This is a genomic window from Bradyrhizobium sp. S3.7.6 (genome assembly GCF_054061875.1).
This window is the reverse complement of record NZ_JBSSEQ010000001.1, coordinates 3,779,350-3,796,414: the sequence shown is the minus strand read 5'-3', so window position 1 is coordinate 3,796,414 and position 17,065 is coordinate 3,779,350. Positions and strand designations below refer to the sequence as shown.

11 protein-coding genes and 1 riboswitch are annotated in these 17,065 nt (G+C 63.7%); of the genes, 7 read left to right on the top strand and 4 right to left on the bottom strand.

What is annotated here, in order from left to right; all coding sequences use genetic code 11:
- Window positions 1–24: 24 nt before the first annotated feature.
- On the top strand, window positions 25–528 hold the full coding sequence (locus ACVJ5M_RS17855) for a DUF3455 domain-containing protein (RefSeq protein WP_354076230.1): 504 nt from the start codon (window positions 25–27) through the stop codon (window positions 526–528).
- A gap of 4 nt (window positions 529–532) precedes the next feature.
- Here the strand turns inward: ACVJ5M_RS17855 and ACVJ5M_RS17850 are convergent, their stop codons facing one another.
- Window positions 533–1,759: a cyclic nucleotide-gated ion channel gene (locus ACVJ5M_RS17850; protein WP_354076228.1), complete on the bottom strand. Its 1,227-nt coding sequence runs from the start codon at window positions 1,757–1,759 to the stop codon at window positions 533–535.
- A 6-nt stretch (window positions 1,760–1,765) separates the two neighbouring features.
- Window positions 1,766–4,444 (bottom strand): alanine--tRNA ligase, encoded by a 2,679-nt coding sequence (gene alaS / locus ACVJ5M_RS17845; protein WP_354076226.1) that lies wholly within the window; start codon window positions 4,442–4,444, stop codon window positions 1,766–1,768.
- 233 nt (window positions 4,445–4,677) lie between these two features.
- Window positions 4,678–4,766, top strand: a riboswitch (glycine riboswitch).
- Between the two features lie 145 nt (window positions 4,767–4,911).
- Between alaS and gcvT the strand changes: the two genes are divergently transcribed.
- The 3 genes from gcvT to gcvP all read left to right on the top strand — a co-directional run bounded on the left by gcvT (window position 4,912) and on the right by gcvP (window position 9,488).
- Window positions 4,912–6,060 carry a glycine cleavage system aminomethyltransferase GcvT gene (gene gcvT / locus ACVJ5M_RS17840; RefSeq protein WP_354076579.1) on the top strand — a complete coding sequence of 383 codons (1,149 nt, stop codon included), beginning with the start codon at window positions 4,912–4,914 and terminating at the stop codon, window positions 6,058–6,060.
- An 11-nt stretch (window positions 6,061–6,071) separates the two neighbouring features.
- A complete protein-coding gene (gene gcvH, locus ACVJ5M_RS17835; protein WP_354076224.1) occupies window positions 6,072–6,440 on the top strand; it encodes a glycine cleavage system protein GcvH in 369 nt (122 codons plus the stop codon).
- A 180-nt stretch (window positions 6,441–6,620) separates the two neighbouring features.
- Window positions 6,621–9,488, top strand: coding sequence for an aminomethyl-transferring glycine dehydrogenase (gene gcvP / locus ACVJ5M_RS17830; protein WP_354099824.1), 2,868 nt, complete (start codon window positions 6,621–6,623; stop codon window positions 9,486–9,488).
- 152 nt (window positions 9,489–9,640) lie between these two features.
- Here the strand turns inward: gcvP and ACVJ5M_RS17825 are convergent, their stop codons facing one another.
- Entirely contained in the window at window positions 9,641–10,636 is a 996-nt protein-coding gene (locus tag ACVJ5M_RS17825) for a hypothetical protein (protein ID WP_354097443.1), read from the bottom strand.
- 93 nt (window positions 10,637–10,729) lie between these two features.
- Complete coding sequence (gene recA / locus ACVJ5M_RS17820; protein ID WP_014494106.1) at window positions 10,730–11,818, bottom strand: recombinase RecA; 1,089 nt, start codon at window positions 11,816–11,818, stop codon at window positions 10,730–10,732.
- A 929-nt stretch (window positions 11,819–12,747) separates the two neighbouring features.
- On the opposite strand from recA, the gene ACVJ5M_RS17815 reads away from it, so the two are divergent.
- The 3 genes from ACVJ5M_RS17815 (at window position 12,748) to ACVJ5M_RS17805 (ending at window position 16,445) form a co-directional block, all read left to right on the top strand.
- Window positions 12,748–13,983 carry an IS256 family transposase gene (locus ACVJ5M_RS17815; RefSeq protein ID WP_456679629.1) on the top strand — a complete coding sequence of 412 codons (1,236 nt, stop codon included), beginning with the start codon at window positions 12,748–12,750 and terminating at the stop codon, window positions 13,981–13,983.
- 371 nt (window positions 13,984–14,354) lie between these two features.
- Window positions 14,355–14,552, top strand: coding sequence for a hypothetical protein (locus ACVJ5M_RS17810; protein ID WP_063982347.1), 198 nt, complete (start codon window positions 14,355–14,357; stop codon window positions 14,550–14,552).
- A gap of 1,650 nt (window positions 14,553–16,202) precedes the next feature.
- Window positions 16,203–16,445 carry a DUF6894 family protein gene (locus tag ACVJ5M_RS17805; RefSeq protein ID WP_063982346.1) on the top strand — a complete coding sequence of 81 codons (243 nt, stop codon included), beginning with the start codon at window positions 16,203–16,205 and terminating at the stop codon, window positions 16,443–16,445.
- Window positions 16,446–17,065 lie beyond the last annotated feature (620 nt).

Below are 17,065 nucleotides of genomic sequence, written 5' to 3'. Positions count from 1 at the left end.
GACACCCTTGCGCGGAGGCCACCCATGTCCATCATCAAGTTCGCCGTCCCCTGCCTGCTGCTCGCGGCCGTGGCCGGACCCGCCGCAGCCGCGGAGCCGCTCCCCGACGCCATCGCCGCCCCCGGCGAGACCGTCGTGCTCAGCGTCCATGCCGAAGGCGCGCAGGTCTATGACTGCAAGGCAGCCGCCGACGGCAAGCTCGCCTGGGCTTTCCGCGAGCCGGTCGCGACGCTGCTGTCCGAGGGCAAGACCGTCGGCCGCCACTATGCCGGCCCGAACTGGGAACTCGCCGACGGCAGCGCCGTGGCCGGCAAGGCCATCGGCAACGCGCCGGGCGCAACCGCCGCCGATATCCCCTGGCTCAAGCTGGAGGTCGCCTCCCGCCGCGGCAGCGGCATCCTGACGCCGGTCACCACCGTCCAGCGCATCAACACCCACGGCGGCAAGCTCGAGGGTTCTTGCGACAAGGCCGGCGAATTCAAAAGCGCGCCCTACTCGGCCGACTACATTTTCCTGAAGAAGAGCTGACCGCCTAGCGGTCGGTGTCGTCGCGCTCCGCCTGCGCCAATTCTGCCGCCGCAAGATCGCCGGTCTCCTCGAGCCGTGCCTTCGCGGTCTGATGGACGTGCGCGGCGAGCGTCGGCATGCGCTCGATCAGCGCGTGAAAATCCTGGGCGTCGAGCACCAGCAGCCGCGTCTTGCGTGTCGCGGTCACCGTGCCGCTGCGCTTTGTCTTATGCAGCAGCGCGATCTCGCCGAAGAAGGTGCCGTCGGTGAGCCGCACCTGCTGGCTCGGCAGCGCGATCTCGACCTCGCCCGCAGTGATGAAATACATCGAGGAAGCGGCGTCCCCTCGCCGCACCAGAACCTCGCCCTGCTCGATGGTGCGGGCCCGGAGCAGCCGCATGATGTCGGCGATCTCCGCGGCCGAAAGATGCGAGAACAGCGGCACCCGCGCCAGCATGCCCCAGGTCACCACGAAGTCGCGCCGCCTCACCTCCTCGGCAAAGGCGGTCGAGATGATCGCGACCGGCAGCGCGATCATGGCAAAACCCGAGATGATCGCGAACACCGAGATGAACTTGCCGAGCGGCGTCACCGGCACGACGTCGCCATAGCCGACGGTGCCGAGCGTCACGATCGCCCACCACATCGCGTCCGGAATGGTGCCGAGCTTGCTGGGCTGCACATCACGCTCGATGGCGTAGAGCAGCGAGGCGAAGGTCAGTACCACACCGATCAGGATGACGATGCAGCCAATCAGCGCACGCCGCTCGGCATGGATGGCCGCGAGCAGTGAGCGCATCGCCGGCGAATAACGGATCAGCTTGAAGAACGGCAGCACGCCGAGCCCAGCCAGCGTCGCGTGCCGGCCGGTGGCCAGCACGATCGCGGCCGGCAGGAACGCCATGAGGTCGATGATGCCGAGCGCGGAGAAGGCATAAGAGAGCCGGTCGGACAGCGCGGAGCCGTTGCGCTGGGTGTGCCCCGCAACGGTCCACAGCCGCGCCAGATATTCGAGCGCGAACACGATGACGGCGAGGACGGCGACCGCGCTGAACAGCGTGTCGAACCGCGCGTCGAGCTCCGGCACCGAGGCGAGGATCATCGCGACCACGTCGAGCACGATGACGCTGATGATCACCTGGATGAAGCGCGACCCGATCGAGTAGGCGAGCGGATCGTGCTCCAGCAATTCGTACAGGCGATCCCTTAGGTTGGGATCGGCCGAGCCACGTCCTCGCGGAACGAGGCGCATGGCCGTTTACGCGCCTGCCATCGCTTTTTCGATCGCCGCGAGCGCCTCGGGCGCCTTGGCGCCATCGGGACCGCCAGCCTGCGCCATGTCGGGCCGGCCGCCGCCGCCCTTGCCGCCGAGCGCCTCGGAGGCGACGCGCACCAGGTTCACGGCATTGAAGCGCGCGGTGAGATCGGCGGTGACGCCGACCACGATCCCAGCCTTGCCGTCCTCGGTGACGCCGACGATGGCGACCACACCGGAGCCGATCTGCTTCTTGCCGTCGTCCGCAAGGCTCTTGAGATCCTTCATCTCGATGCCCTCGACCGCGCGCGCCATCAGCTTGACGTCGCCGACCTCGCGCACGCCTGCGGCTGCGCCGTTCCCGACGGATGTACCGCCGCCCATCGCGAGCTTCTTGCGGGCGTCGGAGAGCTCGCGCTCGAGCTTCTTGCGCTCCTCCATCAGGGCTGTGATGCGCGCCGGGACGTCGTCGATCGAGGTGCGCAGCTCGTTGGCCGCGGTCTTCGCCAGCGCCATGGTCTCGTTGGCATGCCGGCGCGCATAATTGCCGGTCAGTGCCTCGATGCGACGCACGCCGGAGGCGACCGCGCTCTCGCCGGTCAGCGTGATCAGGCCGATGTCACCGGTGCGCTTCACATGGGTGCCGCCGCAGAGCTCGACCGACCAGCCGAGCGCGTTGGCGCCGCGCTCCCGCGCGGTCCTGCCCATCGAGACGACGCGGACCTCGTCGCCGTATTTCTCGCCGAACAGGGCGCGCGCCCCGGCCTCGCGGGCCTCGTCCACGCCCATGACGCGCGTGGTGACCTCGTCATTCTCCAGCACCACGTCGTTGGCGATGTCCTCGACGCGGGCAAGCTCTTCCGCCGTGATCGGCTTCGGATGCACGAAGTCGAAGCGCAGGCGGTCGGGCGCGACCATCGAGCCGCGTTGCGCGATGTGGTCGCCGAGCACCTGGCGCAGCGCCTCGTGGATGAGATGCGTCGCCGAATGGTGCGCGCGGATCGAGGTGCGCCTGCCGTGATCGACCTCTAGCTGCAGCGCGGTGCCGAGCTTCAGCTCGCCGCTCTCGACGGTGCCGACGTGGACGAAGAGATCGCCGAGCTTCTTCTGCGTGTCGGTAACGCGGAACTTGATGCCGCCCTCGCCGCTGAGCACGCCGGTGTCGCCGACCTGGCCGCCGGACTCCGCGTAGAACGGCGTCTGGTTGAGCACGATCGCGCCGGTCTCGCCGGCCTTGAGGCTCGCGGTTTCCTGGCCGTCCTTCACCAGCGCGGAGACCACGCCTTCGGCGCTCTCGGTCTCATAGCCCAGGAATTCGGTGGCCCCGAGCTTCTCGCGCAGCGGGAACCAGATCGCTTCGGAAGCCGCCTCGCCCGAACCCTTCCAGGACTCGCGCGCCTTGGCCTTCTGGCGCTCCATCGCGTCGGTGAACGAAGCTTGATCCACGCCGATGCCGCGCGACTTCAGCGCATCCTGCGTGAGATCCAGCGGGAAGCCGTAGGTGTCGTACAGCGTGAAGGCGACGTCGCCGTCGAACATGTCGCCCTTCTTCAGGGACGCGCTCTTCTCGTCGAGGATGGCAAGGCCGCGCACCAGCGTCTTGCGGAAGCGGGTCTCTTCCAGCCGCAGCGTTTCCTCGATCAGGTTTTCCGCGCGCATCAGGTCGGGATAGGCCTGGCCCATCTCGCGCACCAGCGCCCAGACCAGCCGATGCATCAGCGGCTCCTTGGCCCCCAGCAGCTGCGCATGGCGCATCGCGCGGCGCATGATCCGGCGCAACACATAGCCGCGGCCCTCGTTCGAGGGCAGCACGCCGTCGGAGACGAGGAACGCCGAGGAGCGCAGATGGTCGGCGATGACGCGGAACGAGGCCACCGTCTGCTCGTTCGGCCCGCTGCCAAGCGCGGACGCGGTCGCGTCGATCAGATGGCGGAACAGGTCGGTCTCGAACACGCTGTCGACGCCCTGCATGATGCAGGCCATGCGCTCCAGCCCCATGCCGGTGTCGATCGAGGGACGCGGCAGATCCACGCGCTCCTCCTTCGTCACCTGCTCGTATTGCATGAACACGAGATTCCAGAATTCGAGGAAGCGGTCGCCATCCTCTTCCGGCGAGCCCGGAGGTCCGCCCCAGATGTGATCGCCGCGATCGATGAAGATCTCCGAGCACGGGCCGCACGGGCCGGTGTCGCCCATCGCCCAGAAATTGTCCGAGGTCGGGATGCGGATGATGCGGTCGTCGGAGAAGCCGGCGATCTTCTTCCACAACCCGGCCGCCTCGTCGTCGGTGTGGTAGACGGTGACGAGCAGCTTGTCTTTCTTGAGCCCGAACTCCCGGGTGATCAGGGTCCAGGCCAGCTCGATCGCCCGCTCCTTGAAATAGTCGCCGAACGAGAAATTGCCGAGCATCTCAAAGAAGGTGAGATGGCGCGCGGTGTAGCCGACATTGTCGAGGTCGTTGTGCTTGCCGCCGGCGCGCACGCATTTCTGCGACGTGGTGGCGCGCTGGTACGGCCGCTTCTCGACGCCGGTGAAGACGTTCTTGAACTGCACCATGCCGGCATTGGTGAACATCAACGTCGGGTCGTTGCGCGGCACCAATGGCGAGGACGACACGATCTCGTGGCCGTTCTCGGCAAAGAAGTTCAGAAAGGTCGACCTGATCTCGTTGACGCCGCTCATGTTCATCCAATCGGGTGTGCTTGGACCCGCGATACGCCATCCAAACCGGGCATTTGGGCTGATATCTGCGGGTCAAAGCGCTTTTAGACAAGGCCAGCTGCGCTGTCCAGAAACTGTGCAAGGAGATCAGTGAGTTGCCGCAGGCGCGCAATCCCGTTTGCAATCCCGTTGAAAGGCGCCAGGTGCGCGTTGACAGGCTTGGCCGGCCTGTGGTCTGTACCCATCTGTATCGTACGGCCACGTCGGGAGAGACCGGCTTTGGTGCCGGCGCCGAAGGAGCAACCGCCCCGGAAACTCTCAGGCAAAAGGACCGCGTGGCTTTGACGACATCTGGAAAGAGGCGCCGACGGGCATAAGACCCGGACTGCGTCCGCCGACGGGATAATACTCTCAGGCACAGCGACAGATGGGGCTTCGACTGGTTGCTACCGGGGAATCGTCCCCGGGGAACCACCGAGGGCCCCGTGATGCTTGCGCGCGACGACCAAGATTCCCTCAAACATACGCCCCTTCACGGGCTTCACGTCTCCCTCGGCGGCAAGATGGTGCCGTTCGCGGGCTATGACATGCCCGTACAGTACCCCGCGGGCGTCCTGAAAGAGCACCTCCATACCCGTTCCTCCGCCGGCCTGTTCGACGTCTCCCATATGGGCCAGCTCGCGCTTCGGCCGAAGTCGGGCAAGGTCGAGGACGCTGCCCGCGCGCTGGAACGGCTGGTGCCGCAGGATATCGTGGCGATTGCCCCGGGACGGCAGCGCTATGCCCAGTTCACCAATCCGGACGGCGGGATTCTCGACGATCTGATGGTCGCCAATTTCGGCGACCACCTGTTCCTGGTCGTCAACGCCGCCTGCAAGGAAGCGGACGAAGCGCATCTGCGCGCGCATCTCGCGGACGACTGCATCATCGATTCGCTTCAAGACCGCGCCCTGATCGCGCTGCAGGGCCCGAAGGCGGAAGCGGTGCTGGCGAAATTGTGTGCAGAGGCGCCCTCCATGAAGTTCATGGATGCCGGCCCGCACAAGGTCGCCGGTCTCGACTGCTTCGTCTCGCGCTCCGGCTACACCGGCGAGGACGGGTTCGAGATTTCGGTCCCCGCGGCCGATGCCGAGCGCCTCGCCAAAACGCTGCTGGACAATCCCGACGTGATGCCGATCGGCTTAGGGGCCCGCGACAGCCTGCGGCTGGAAGGCGGGCTCTGCCTCTACGGCCACGACATCGACACCGCCACCACGCCGGTCGAGGCCGCGCTGGAATGGTCGGTGCAGAAGAGCCGCCGCAGCGGCGGCGCCCGCGCCGGTGGTTTTCCCGGCGCTGATGCGATCCTCGCCCATTTCGATCACGGCGCGAGCCGCCGCCGGGTCGGCCTGCGCACGGAAGGCCGCGCGCCGGTGCGCGAGGGCGCGCTGCTGTTTGCGGATGACGCCGGCGGCGAGCCGATCGGAAAGGTCACCTCGGGCGGTTTCGGCCCGAGCCTGAATGCGCCGGTCGCGATGGGCTATGTGCCCACGGCATCGAGCGCGCTCGATACAAAACTCTTCGCCGAGGTGCGCGGCCAGCGGCTGCCGCTCACGGTCGCCGCCATGCCTTTCGTGAAAAACACCTACAAACGCTGAGGACTGAGAAAATGACCACGACGCTGTACTCCTCCGACCATGAATGGCTGGCCATCGACGGCGATGTCGCCACCGTCGGCATTACCGACTACGCGCAGTCGCAGCTCGGCGACGTCGTATTCGTCGAACTGCCGAAGGTCGGCCGCAGCCTGAAGAAGGCGGAAGCCGCCGCCGTCGTGGAATCGGTGAAGGCCGCCTCCGACGTCTACGCGCCTGTCACCGGCGAAGTGCTCGAGACCAACGACGCGCTCGCCACCGAGCCGGCGCTGGTGAACTCGGACGCGCAAGGCAAGGCGTGGTTCTTCAAGATCAGGATGGCCGACAAGAGCGAGCTCGGCGGCCTCATGGATGAAGCCGCCTACAAGGCACATACGGCGTGAGATGAAGCGAACTCTGACCTCATATTCGGTGTCATCACCCGCCTTGTGCGCACTGCGCACTGGGGCGGGTGATCCAGTACGCCGCGGCTTCTCGGCTCAAGCCGTGACGCCTGCGTTTACTGGATGCCCCGCCTTCGCGGGGCATGACGGCGACAGCGAAATCTAAAGCGAGGACCCATGATGACCGCGCACCGCAAATCCAATGGCGACACCGCCGCCACCTTCGTTCGCCGCCACATCGGCCCGTCGGCGCGCGACGTCACCGCAATGCTGGAGGCCGTCGGCGCCAAGAGCGTGGACGCCCTGATGGCGGAGACGCTGCCGGCCTCGATCCGGCAGACCGCCCCGCTCGACCTCGGCAAGCCCTTGAGCGAGACCGAGGCGATCGCGCACATGGCCGAGCTCGCGCGCGAGAACCAGGTCTTCACCTCGCTGATCGGCCAAGGCTATTCCGGCACGGTTTTGCCCGCGGTGATCCAGCGCAACATTTTGGAGAACCCGGCCTGGTACACGGCCTACACGCCCTACCAGCCCGAGATCAGCCAGGGCCGGCTGGAGGCGCTGCTCAACTTCCAGACCATGATCTGCGACCTCACCGGGCTCGATGTCGCCAACGCCTCGCTGCTGGATGAAGCGACCGCCGCGGCGGAAGCGATGGCGCTCGCGGAGCGGCACTCACGGGTCGAAGCAAAAGCCTTCTTCGTCGACAAGGACGTGCATCCGCAGACGCTGGCGGTGATGCGCACCCGCGCCGAGCCGCTGGGCTGGACCCTGATCGTCGGCGATCCCCTCGCCGATCTCGACAAGGCCGACGTGCTCGGCGCGCTGCTGCAATATCCGGGCTCCTCGGGCGCCGTGCGTGACCTCAGGCCCGCGATCGCGACGTTGAAGGCCAAGGGCGCGCTCGCGATCGTTGCCGCCGATCTCTTGGCCCTGACGCTGCTCGCCTCGCCCGGCGAGCTCGGGGCCGACATCGCGATCGGCTCGGCGCAGCGCTTTGGCGTGCCGATGGGTTATGGCGGCCCGCACGCGGCCTATATGGCGGTGCACGATGCGCTGAAGCGCTCGCTGCCCGGCCGCATCGTCGGCCTCTCCGTGGACTCGCGCGGGATGCCGGCCTATCGCCTCGCGCTGCAAACCCGCGAGCAGCACATCCGCCGCGAGAAGGCGACCTCCAACATCTGCACCGCGCAGGTGCTGCTCGCCGTGATCGCCTCGATGTATGCGGTCTATCACGGCCCCGAGGGGCTTGCGCAAATCGCGCGCAATGTGCATCGCCGCGCCGCCGTGCTTGCCGCGGGCTTGCGCAAGCTCGGCTTCGCGCCGCAGTCGGATAGCTTCTTCGACACGCTCAGCGTGGATGCAGGTTCCAAGCGCGCCGAGATCGTCGCGCGCGCTACCGCCGAGAAGATCAACCTCGGCGTTGGCGAAACCGCGCTCCGCATCGCGCTCGACGAGACCACGACGCCGGCGACCGTCGAGGCGGTCTGGCGCGCGTTCGGCGGCACGCTTGTTTACGCCGAGATCGACGCGACCACGCGCGAGGCGCTGCCGGAGGCGCTGAAGCGCACCACCGCTTTCCTCACCCATCCCGTGTTCCACGCGCATCGCTCGGAAACCGAGATGCTGCGCTACATGCGCAAGCTCAGCGATCGCGACCTCGCGCTCGACCGCGCCATGATCCCGCTCGGCTCCTGCACCATGAAGCTGAACGCAACCACCGAGATGATGCCGCTGACCTGGCCGGAGTTCGGCAGCCTGCACCCGTTCGCCCCGCGCGAGCAGGCCAAGGGTTACCACGCACTGTTCGCGCGGTTGGAAAAATGGCTGTGCGATATCACCGGCTATGACGCGATCTCGCTGCAGCCGAATTCGGGCGCGCAAGGAGAGTATGCCGGGCTGCTCGCGATCCGCGGCTATCATGCCGCGCGCGGCGAGACGCACCGAAAAATCTGCCTGATCCCCTCCTCCGCCCACGGCACCAACCCGGCTTCGGCCGCGATGGTCGGCATGGACGTGGTGGTGGTCGCCTGCGAGAAGAACGGCGACGTCGACGTCAATGATCTCCGCGCCAAGGCAGAGAAGCACTCGAAGGATCTCGCCGCGGTGATGATCACCTATCCCTCGACGCACGGCGTGTTCGAGGAGCACATTCGCGAGATCTGCGACATCGTCCACGACCATGGCGGCCAGGTGTATCTGGACGGCGCCAACCTCAACGCGCAGGTCGGCCTGTCCCGGCCCGGCGATTACGGCGCCGACGTCAGCCATCTCAACCTGCACAAGACCTTCTGCATCCCGCATGGCGGCGGCGGCCCCGGCATGGGCCCGATCGGCGTGAAGGCGCATCTCGCGCCGTTCCTGCCCGGTCATCCGGCGACGAATGGGGACGCGCCGGTCGGTCCGGTGTCGGCCGCGCCGTTCGGCTCGGCGTCGATCCTCACCATCTCCTACATCTACATTCTGATGATGGGCGGCGACGGCCTGAAGCGCGCGACCGAGATCGCGATCCTCAACGCCAACTACATTGCCGCGCGCCTCGATGCGCACTTCCCGGTGCTCTACAAGAACGCGAAGGGCCGCGTCGCGCATGAGTGCATCGTCGACCCGCGCGCGCTGAAGACGACCTCGGGCGTCACCGTGGACGACATCGCAAAACGCCTGATCGACTACGGCTTCCATGCGCCCACCATGAGCTTCCCGGTGCCGGGCACGCTGATGATCGAGCCGACCGAATCGGAATCGAAGGCGGAGCTGGATCGTTTCTGCGACGCAATGATCGCGATCCGGAAGGAGATTGCCGAGGTCGAGGCCGGCCGCTTCAAGATCGAGGCTTCGCCTTTGCGCCACGCCCCGCACACCGTGCACGACATCGCGGATGATGCCTGGAATCGCGCCTACACCCGCGCCGAGGGCTGCTTCCCCGTGGGCACCTCGCGCACCGACAAATATTGGTGCCCGGTCGGCCGCGTCGACAACGTCTACGGCGACCGCAACCTGGTGTGCTCGTGCCCGCTGGTCAGCGATTACGCGGAAGCGGCGGAGTAAGGGATCGTAGCTTCGTAGGGTGGGCAAAGCGACTTGTCCGCCGTAGCTCGAAGAGCGAAGGCGGAAGCGTGCCCACCACCTTTGTGCGCGTTGGAATATGGTGGGCACGGCGCTTACGCGCCTTTGCCCACCCTACGGCCCCGAACGCGTATCTAGGGTGCAACCAGCGAACAGTTCTTTCGGTCCCACCGCCAAAGCCGTTCGTTGGTGAGAAGCGTACCACCCCACCAGCGTCGAATCGGGTTTTGACGGCGGAAATCCTCCCGGCCTTCAAGGACCGCTTCCCCAAATTCGGTGAGCGATAGCCGGCTTCGGCGAAAGGCGGCGTTGCGGCCTCGCGCATCGTGCGGGGCCAGCGTCGCGAGTTTCGGATCGAGACCCGTGATCACCGGCATTGGGCCGGACCCAAGCCCTTCGAGCAGCGGGCCCAATTCCCATTGATCGAACACGCGCGTTTGCAGCGGACCGTCCGGTTGAAACAGCTCCTTGGTACGGTTGTGCCCCCGCGCAATCAGGTCGAGAAGCCGCGCTTCCGTCGTACCTAGTCCGGTGATTGGTGATGGCAGTTCTGCCAGCAATTGTTCCATCGCAGGCTTCAGGAAGGGCAGCCTGGGGAAATCCCTGCCGAGCAATCCGAAACAGAGCTCCGGCGTTGGCGCCCGGTAGGCTTCCCAGGCCATGTTGGCGATCTCGAAGTCGCAGTCCGCGACCTCCAATTCCCGCACCATACGATCGCGAAGCCCTGTGCCGTCCGCTCCGCGCAGATCGAAATTGACACGTCGCAATCTCAGACGATCGGTGATCGATGGATGGGACCGCAAATAATCGAGGATCCAGATCAGTTGCAACTGACTATTGGGCTCAGGGTCGAACCACAGCTCGATGAGATCGACGCCATAGGTCTCGCAAAACCAAATCAGGCCTGTCTCCTTGTGCGCTAGACCGGTCTGAGGCAACCGGCCAACAAGATCGGACCAACGCACCTCTGGATCGCCTCTGACATAGCCTCCCGTCAGGTATTGCTCGAGGTGATGCGAGGTAGGCAGTGGCCCCGAAACGAAGCGAAAGATAAACGGGACGACCATGTCGGCACGATTTGCGTAGGTGAGACCCACGCCGGACGAACTGGTCAGGATCACGCGTTTCATCGCGAACGCCCCCAAAACGAAACGGGCACTGACGACGTCGGCAACTCAACGTCTTCAGCGCCCGCTCCTCGCGATAATTTTTCGCGTTAGGTCTTACTCGTCCGCCGGCTCCTCGCCGTCGGCGTCGCGCTCGGGGGTGCCGGCAAGAATCTGCTCGGCAATCAGGCCGGAGTTCTGGCGGATCGAGGTCTCGATCTTGGCGGTGATGTCAGGGTTGGCCTTCAAAAACGCTTTCGAGTTCTCGCGGCCCTGGCCGAGGCGCTGGCTGTCGTAGGAGAACCAGGCGCCGGACTTTTCGACGATGCCGGCCTTGACGCCGAGATCGAGGATCTCGCCCATCTTGGAGACGCCCTCGCCGTACATGATGTCGAATTCGACCTGCTTGAAGGGCGGCGCCAGCTTGTTCTTCACCACCTTGACGCGCGTGGTGTTGCCGACCACTTCGTCGCGCTCCTTGATCGCGCCGATGCGGCGGATGTCGAGACGGACGGAGGCATAGAATTTCAGCGCGTTGCCGCCGGTCGTGGTTTCCGGCGAGCCGTACATCACACCGATCTTCATGCGGATCTGGTTGATGAAGATCACCATGGTGTTGGATTTGTTGATGGAGGCCGTCAGCTTGCGCAGCGCCTGGCTCATCAGACGGGCCTGGAGACCCGGCAGCGCGTCGCCCATCTCGCCCTCGAGCTCGGCCTTCGGCACCAGAGCCGCGACCGAATCGACCACCAGCACGTCCACCGCACCCGAGCGCACCAGTGTGTCGCAGATCTCCAGCGCCTGCTCGCCCGTGTCCGGCTGCGAAATCAGGAGCTCGTCGATGTTGACGCCCAGCTTGCGCGCATAGACCGGGTCGAGCGCGTGCTCGGCGTCGATGAAGGCGCAGATTCCGCCCTTCTTCTGCGCTTCCGCCACCGTGTGCAGCGCCAGCGTGGTCTTGCCCGAGGATTCCGGCCCGTAGATTTCCACGACGCGCCCCTTCGGCAGACCACCGATCCCGAGCGCAATGTCGAGCCCGAGGGAACCCGAGGACACCGCCTCGACATCCATCGACCGGTCGTTCTTGCCGAGCTTCATCACCGAGCCCTTGCCGAACTGGCGCTCGATCTGGGAGAGCGCGGCGGCCAGAGCTTTACTCTTGTCCATGGAAGATCCTTCGACGATACGCAGGGCAGTGTTGGACATTGGGTCGTGCTCCTTATGGCGAGGATTCGCTAGAGGGACAAACGATTGGCGGGGCGGGCCGGCGATAAAAGTAATGTACCCTATTTGTTCCAAGTTCGCAATATGTTCTTTCGCGGATTTTGGTACTGGCCTGTTTCCGGCGACATTGGCCTGGTTTGAAATGACACGTGGCCTGTTTTGTTCTGGGCCAACCATAAGGTGTATTCACGGGCGGAACACGCCGTCATATATTACCGAAATTTCCCGGTTCTGGCACAATCTGCATAGACGCTCGTTCCGATTGAGCGCAGGGTTCCCTCTCAATCGGGGGGTGACACCATGACCGAGCGACTTATTCAGACAGGTATTGTCACCGTAGGCACCGTGAACGCTGGCCTAATCGTCTGGCTGATCCTGATGATTTGAGGCCGCCTCAGTTGGCGGCCTCTTTTCCATCCAGCTTCTCATCGATGTAGGCCCGCGCTCCCTTTGAGGCCGCTCTAGTGGGAGCCATTCCTGCGAAGCGATCTCCTTGCCCGATCCTGGGATAAACAATCCATTCCCATTTTTCTTCGGTGAGTGGCCGGCCATAAAGCCGCCGTCCGGTGCGGTCCTATAGTGGCCCTACTTCGCATCTGCGAGTGGCCGGCATCTAACCGGCGGGTTTTTCTTTGTCCTCGTGCGGCTGCTCGCCACGGTTTTCAGCAGTCTGCTCCGGATCCCCGGGCTTCTTCCCGGCCATGTTCCCAGGATTGAAATGGTACTTGCCGTCCGGATTCTCGCCGGGCTGCTTCTCATTTGGATTTTTATTGTTGTCGTCGGTGCCGTCGCAGGGTTGGTAGGAATTAGGGTTGGCGTAGTCTCCGGGGTGATCAACCTCGAATCGTCCGGCGTTGAAGCGTCGGACTGGAGACTACGCCATGACCAAGTTTACTACGAAGCCTGATTCCATGCAGCCTGCGACCGAAATGGCTGTTGATCTTTTCGACAACTGGTTCGATCCGATCGAGACCGAGGTGCGGGCTCGGGCGCGTCAGTTCATCGAAGAGCTGATCCGCGGCGAACTCGATACCGCGCTGGCACGGCCGCGTTACGAACGAAGCAAGATGGCCGGCAATGAAGCAGGAGCCTGCGTCAAGGCCCACCGTCATGGCAGCCGGACGCGCTCGCTGACGGGCACGTTCGGGCCGATCGAGATCGCGGTGCCGCGGGCCCGGCTGACCACGCCGGAGGGCGGGACGGCGGAATGGAAGAGCCAGGCGCTGCGGGCCTATCAACGACGCACGCTTGCCGCCGACGCGCTGATCGCCAGCAGCTATCTCGCCGGCACCAATACCAGGCGGGTGCGTCGCGCGCTGGCGGCCTTGTTCGGCGGGACGGTCGGCAAGGACACGGTGAGCCGGACCTGGCGCAAGGTAAAGGGCGACTGGGACGCCTGGAACAGCCGCTCGCTGGCCGCGGAGCCGATCGTGCGCCTGATCCTCGACGGCACCGTCGTTCGGGTGCGCCTCGACCGCAAGGCGACCTCGATTTCACTGCTCGTTGTGCTGGGCGTGCGAGCGGACGGCCAGAAGGTTCTGCTCGCGATCAAGAGCATGGGCGGCGAAAGCGCCGAGGCCTGGCGCACGGTGCTGGACGATCTCATCAAGCGCGGGCTGCGGCGTCCCGAATTCCTCATCGTCGACGGCGCACCAGGGCTCGACAAGGCCATTGCAGTCGTCTGGGACGGCGTGCCGGTGCAACGCTGCACGGTTCACAAACACAGAAACCTGCTGGCCCATGCCCCCGAGCGCCTGCACGACGAGATCACCGCAGAGTACAACGACATGATCTATGCGACGACGCCTGAGGAGATCACCGTTCGCCGCAAGGCCTTCATCCGCAAATGGCGGCTCAAGCATCGTGCCGTTGCCGACAGCCTGGAGGAAGCGGGAGACCGCTTGTTCACCTTCGCGCGCCTGCCGCCGAGCCAATGGCGCAGCCTACGCACGACCAATGCGATCGAGCGATTGCACGAGGAGTTCAAGCGCCGGATCAAAACCCAAACCGTACTGCCGTCGGCCGACACCGCCGCGATGATGTTCTGGGCGCTGCTCGCCTCGGGACAGATCAGCATGCGCAAGGTCGATGGTTGGAACACGCTCGCCACAAAACCCACCGATCAGCCAATTGACCTTGCCGCCTGAAACGATAACTTCATGTTACCCGGGAATACGCCATACCGAATTCCAACCGCATTCCGGACGGCACCTTGTCGTCGGCCATAAGGCTGTTCCTTTAGAGGGAGGAACAACATGCAACAGGGCGGGCAATCCCTTAGTTCCTACCAGTGGCCTACTTTGCAATCCCGAGTGGCCTATTTCGGCAGTACCCGGATGCTGGCCTGGTTTCCGAGCGCGGTGGCCTAGTTTGATTTTCGCGGTGGCCCGATTTGGATTTGAAGAACGGACCGCAAACGAATGTGTTCCGCTAAGCGAACATGAGGTGTAGAGTTCCGTAGAACTTCTGTGCCCCTTGAAAGTTTTAAGCAGAGCGAACTTTGTGACAGGAGGAAGTCATGAAGCGCTTCCGATTCAAACCGGATAGAGTGCTTGGAGAGCGGCTCATCAAGGAAGCCAGACTAGCGCGAGAAAAGGCAGAACAATTGCAGGCGGCCCCAGAGCAAGAGGCTCTTTTGAAGAAGGCCCACGAATCCGATGTCGCCGCCCGCATTGAGGAATGGTTGAAATCATCCGGCTTGCAGCCGCCGAAGTAAGCCCGTCGCGTTGACTCCGCTGGTTCTCGAAACAGCGGGCCAGCGGGCCATGCAAGATCATCTGGTTCAACTTGAGAAGCTGCGGAAGGACGCGGCGGAGTGCGCTCTCATCCGCGACCGACGCCGCTAAGCGCGAACTATTCGACCGCCTCGCAAGTCATCTCACAGTCCTGGCCGACCAAGTTGAAATGGCGATGCTCGAACGGAAGACCGGTTAAGGCCGCCTCAGTTGGCGGCTTCTTTGCCAGCTTCCCGGCGAAGCTTTCGCAAAAGGATTTCGATGTAGCCTTCCAAGTCAGCCACGCTGTCAGCCGACAATCCCTCCGGGAAAAACGCGCAAGCTCGCCATTCATAGAACCACGGAAAAGAAGTGCCCTAATCCGCCTCTGCGCGTGTGAAACGATCTCGTCTCCCGCCCGTATCTATTGGGCTGGGGGATTTCAATGCCCAGTTCGACGCAGCGCCGCCACGCATCCATTTGAGCTTGGTCGCGTTGTGCCGTTGAACCTTCTCGTCATCCATTCGGACTGATCAATATCCGGGATTTTGCTAATCCCTCTCGGGGCTGGAACGCCGCCGCCTGCGCTTCATTTCAAGCGGGCGGCGTTTTCATTCATTTGTGGCCTGATCTCCACTGAGCGGCGCCGACAGTTTCACACGACTGTCATGGCACGTTCCTAGCATTGTCATGCGACGGGGGTCCGGCGCGCGGCTCTCCGTCCAACCTCGGCCTAGACCACCAGATGGGCGGAGAGCTCGCCGACCTCCTGAACCATGGCGGCACGCCCGGGTTGGTTCGGCATGTATCGCATCCGGTATTTTTGCACCTTCCTCGCCGTGACCGGAATCGGCTTCGTATTTCTGGTCACGCGAACCCGCTTTGTAGGCGGATGAAGTCAGGCCGCCTCAGTGGGCGGCCTGACGGGAACGACTCTGCAACATCGGGATTGAGATTCCGGTCTGTGGCGCGACACTCTCGCGCCATCCACCCGGAACGGTCCATCGTACAATGCGCGTTGGCGATGGGCCGGGTCTCGTGAGGCCGCCTCGGTTGGCGGCCTCTTTCGTTTCGTGAAGTCTTCCTTCCGCCAAGGAAGCCCCTCCGTACTGACTGGTTGATCCCGATAGATCATCTTGAAGATGCTGGCCGCCGGATCCATGCCGCGCCCGTTCTTTCTGCTTTAGCGACACGCCCAGCTCAATAACATGGCGCTAAGTTGCGGCGGAGCGTGCTGTCCGCATTTGAGCCGTTGTGTCCCAAGTTGAATTCGGCAGTGTCCTAATTCGTAAAAGTTCCGAATGGCGGGACAAATTGAGGACTCGCTAATCCCCTGATCCGAGCGCACACTTTCACCATCACCGCCCGGATCGTGGCTACCATCGGTGACGAGAACGCTCCATCACAGCGCTCCCGCCCCCTCGAACAGGGAGCAGCGCCTTGCAAAGACGGCAACGCATCAGACAATCCGTATCTCTTCAGGACAGGCTGCGGGTCTTCGCTGACGATATCCGCACCCGGGCGGCAGAGCTTTCGCCAGGCGTTCTGAAGGATGATATGCTGAGGAAAGCCCGTCAGGCTGACACTGCATGTCACCTCGAAGAGTGGGTCAATTCCTCGGGTTTGCAGGCACCGAAGTAAGCTGAGCATCAATGGCTCAGTATTTTTTCGACCTCAGGTCGGATGGCATCTTCTCGCAGGACAAAGATGGCGTCGAACTGCTGGACGCCGAGGCGGCACACGATATGGCGCTCGGCGCACTTGTCGATGCCGCCCGCGATGCGGTCATGGAAGGTTCGACGGGCCAGCATTTCGCGGTGGAAGTTCGTAACGGAACTGGCCGTGTTCTCGAAGTCACGGCCATTTTCAATTCCAGGATTTTCAGCAAGCAATGATAACGCCGCCTCAGTGGCGGCCTCTTTCACTTGAAGACGTCGTCTTCGCAATCAGCCGAAAGCTCGCGTCAAAGGCCGATAATCTGGCTAGACAGGCGAATAGTCCTTCGGCAATCCCGTAACAAGTACTGCCCCCACGACGTTCTTTCTTCGAGACAATACTGATTCTCAGAAATTCGTGGTACGTGGTGGCCCGATCCCCGCTGCGGCGTCCCGCAACGTGACATAAAACCTTGGCACAGGTTGTGCACACTCATCGTCACCGGGGTTTTGCATCCACCTCTCCGGGGCTGGAAAGCCGCCGCCCGCGCGATATTTAAGCGGGCGGCGTTTTTATTGATGTCCTAATCCGACAGTCCCGTTGTCCTAATTAGGACAGCGCTGGGATTTTGGTGCCGGGCCAACCTCCTGGTCCAAAGCGAATTTCGAAGCGGCTTGATTTTGAAAAGTTCACTTTGGAACTGAAGGTGGCTCGTCTGCATATTAAGTTCACTTGAACTCAAACCCTGCGGTTAGGACCCGTAAAGACGAGGTTGTGTCATGAAGCAGCGCCGTCGTTTCACGCAGACCGTGTCACTGGAAGAACGACTTGCCGGAGAAGCGAAACGCCTCCGCGAACA

Coding starts and splice junctions, on each gene's coding strand:
- ACVJ5M_RS17855 (WP_354076230.1), top strand. CDS start 25: ATGTCCATCATCAAGTTCGCCGTCCCCTGCCTGCTGCTCGCGGCCGTG.
- ACVJ5M_RS17850 (WP_354076228.1), bottom strand. CDS start 1,759: ATGCGCCTCGTTCCGCGAGGACGTGGCTCGGCCGATCCCAACCTAAGG.
- alaS (WP_354076226.1), bottom strand. CDS start 4,444: ATGAGCGGCGTCAACGAGATCAGGTCGACCTTTCTGAACTTCTTTGCC.
- gcvT (WP_354076579.1), top strand. CDS start 4,912: ATGCTTGCGCGCGACGACCAAGATTCCCTCAAACATACGCCCCTTCAC.
- gcvH (WP_354076224.1), top strand. CDS start 6,072: ATGACCACGACGCTGTACTCCTCCGACCATGAATGGCTGGCCATCGAC.
- gcvP (WP_354099824.1), top strand. CDS start 6,621: ATGACCGCGCACCGCAAATCCAATGGCGACACCGCCGCCACCTTCGTT.
- ACVJ5M_RS17825 (WP_354097443.1), bottom strand. CDS start 10,636: ATGAAACGCGTGATCCTGACCAGTTCGTCCGGCGTGGGTCTCACCTAC.
- recA (WP_014494106.1), bottom strand. CDS start 11,818: ATGTCCAACACTGCCCTGCGTATCGTCGAAGGATCTTCCATGGACAAG.
- ACVJ5M_RS17815 (WP_456679629.1), top strand. CDS start 12,748: ATGCAGCCTGCGACCGAAATGGCTGTTGATCTTTTCGACAACTGGTTC.
- ACVJ5M_RS17810 (WP_063982347.1), top strand. CDS start 14,355: ATGAAGCGCTTCCGATTCAAACCGGATAGAGTGCTTGGAGAGCGGCTC.
- ACVJ5M_RS17805 (WP_063982346.1), top strand. CDS start 16,203: ATGGCTCAGTATTTTTTCGACCTCAGGTCGGATGGCATCTTCTCGCAG.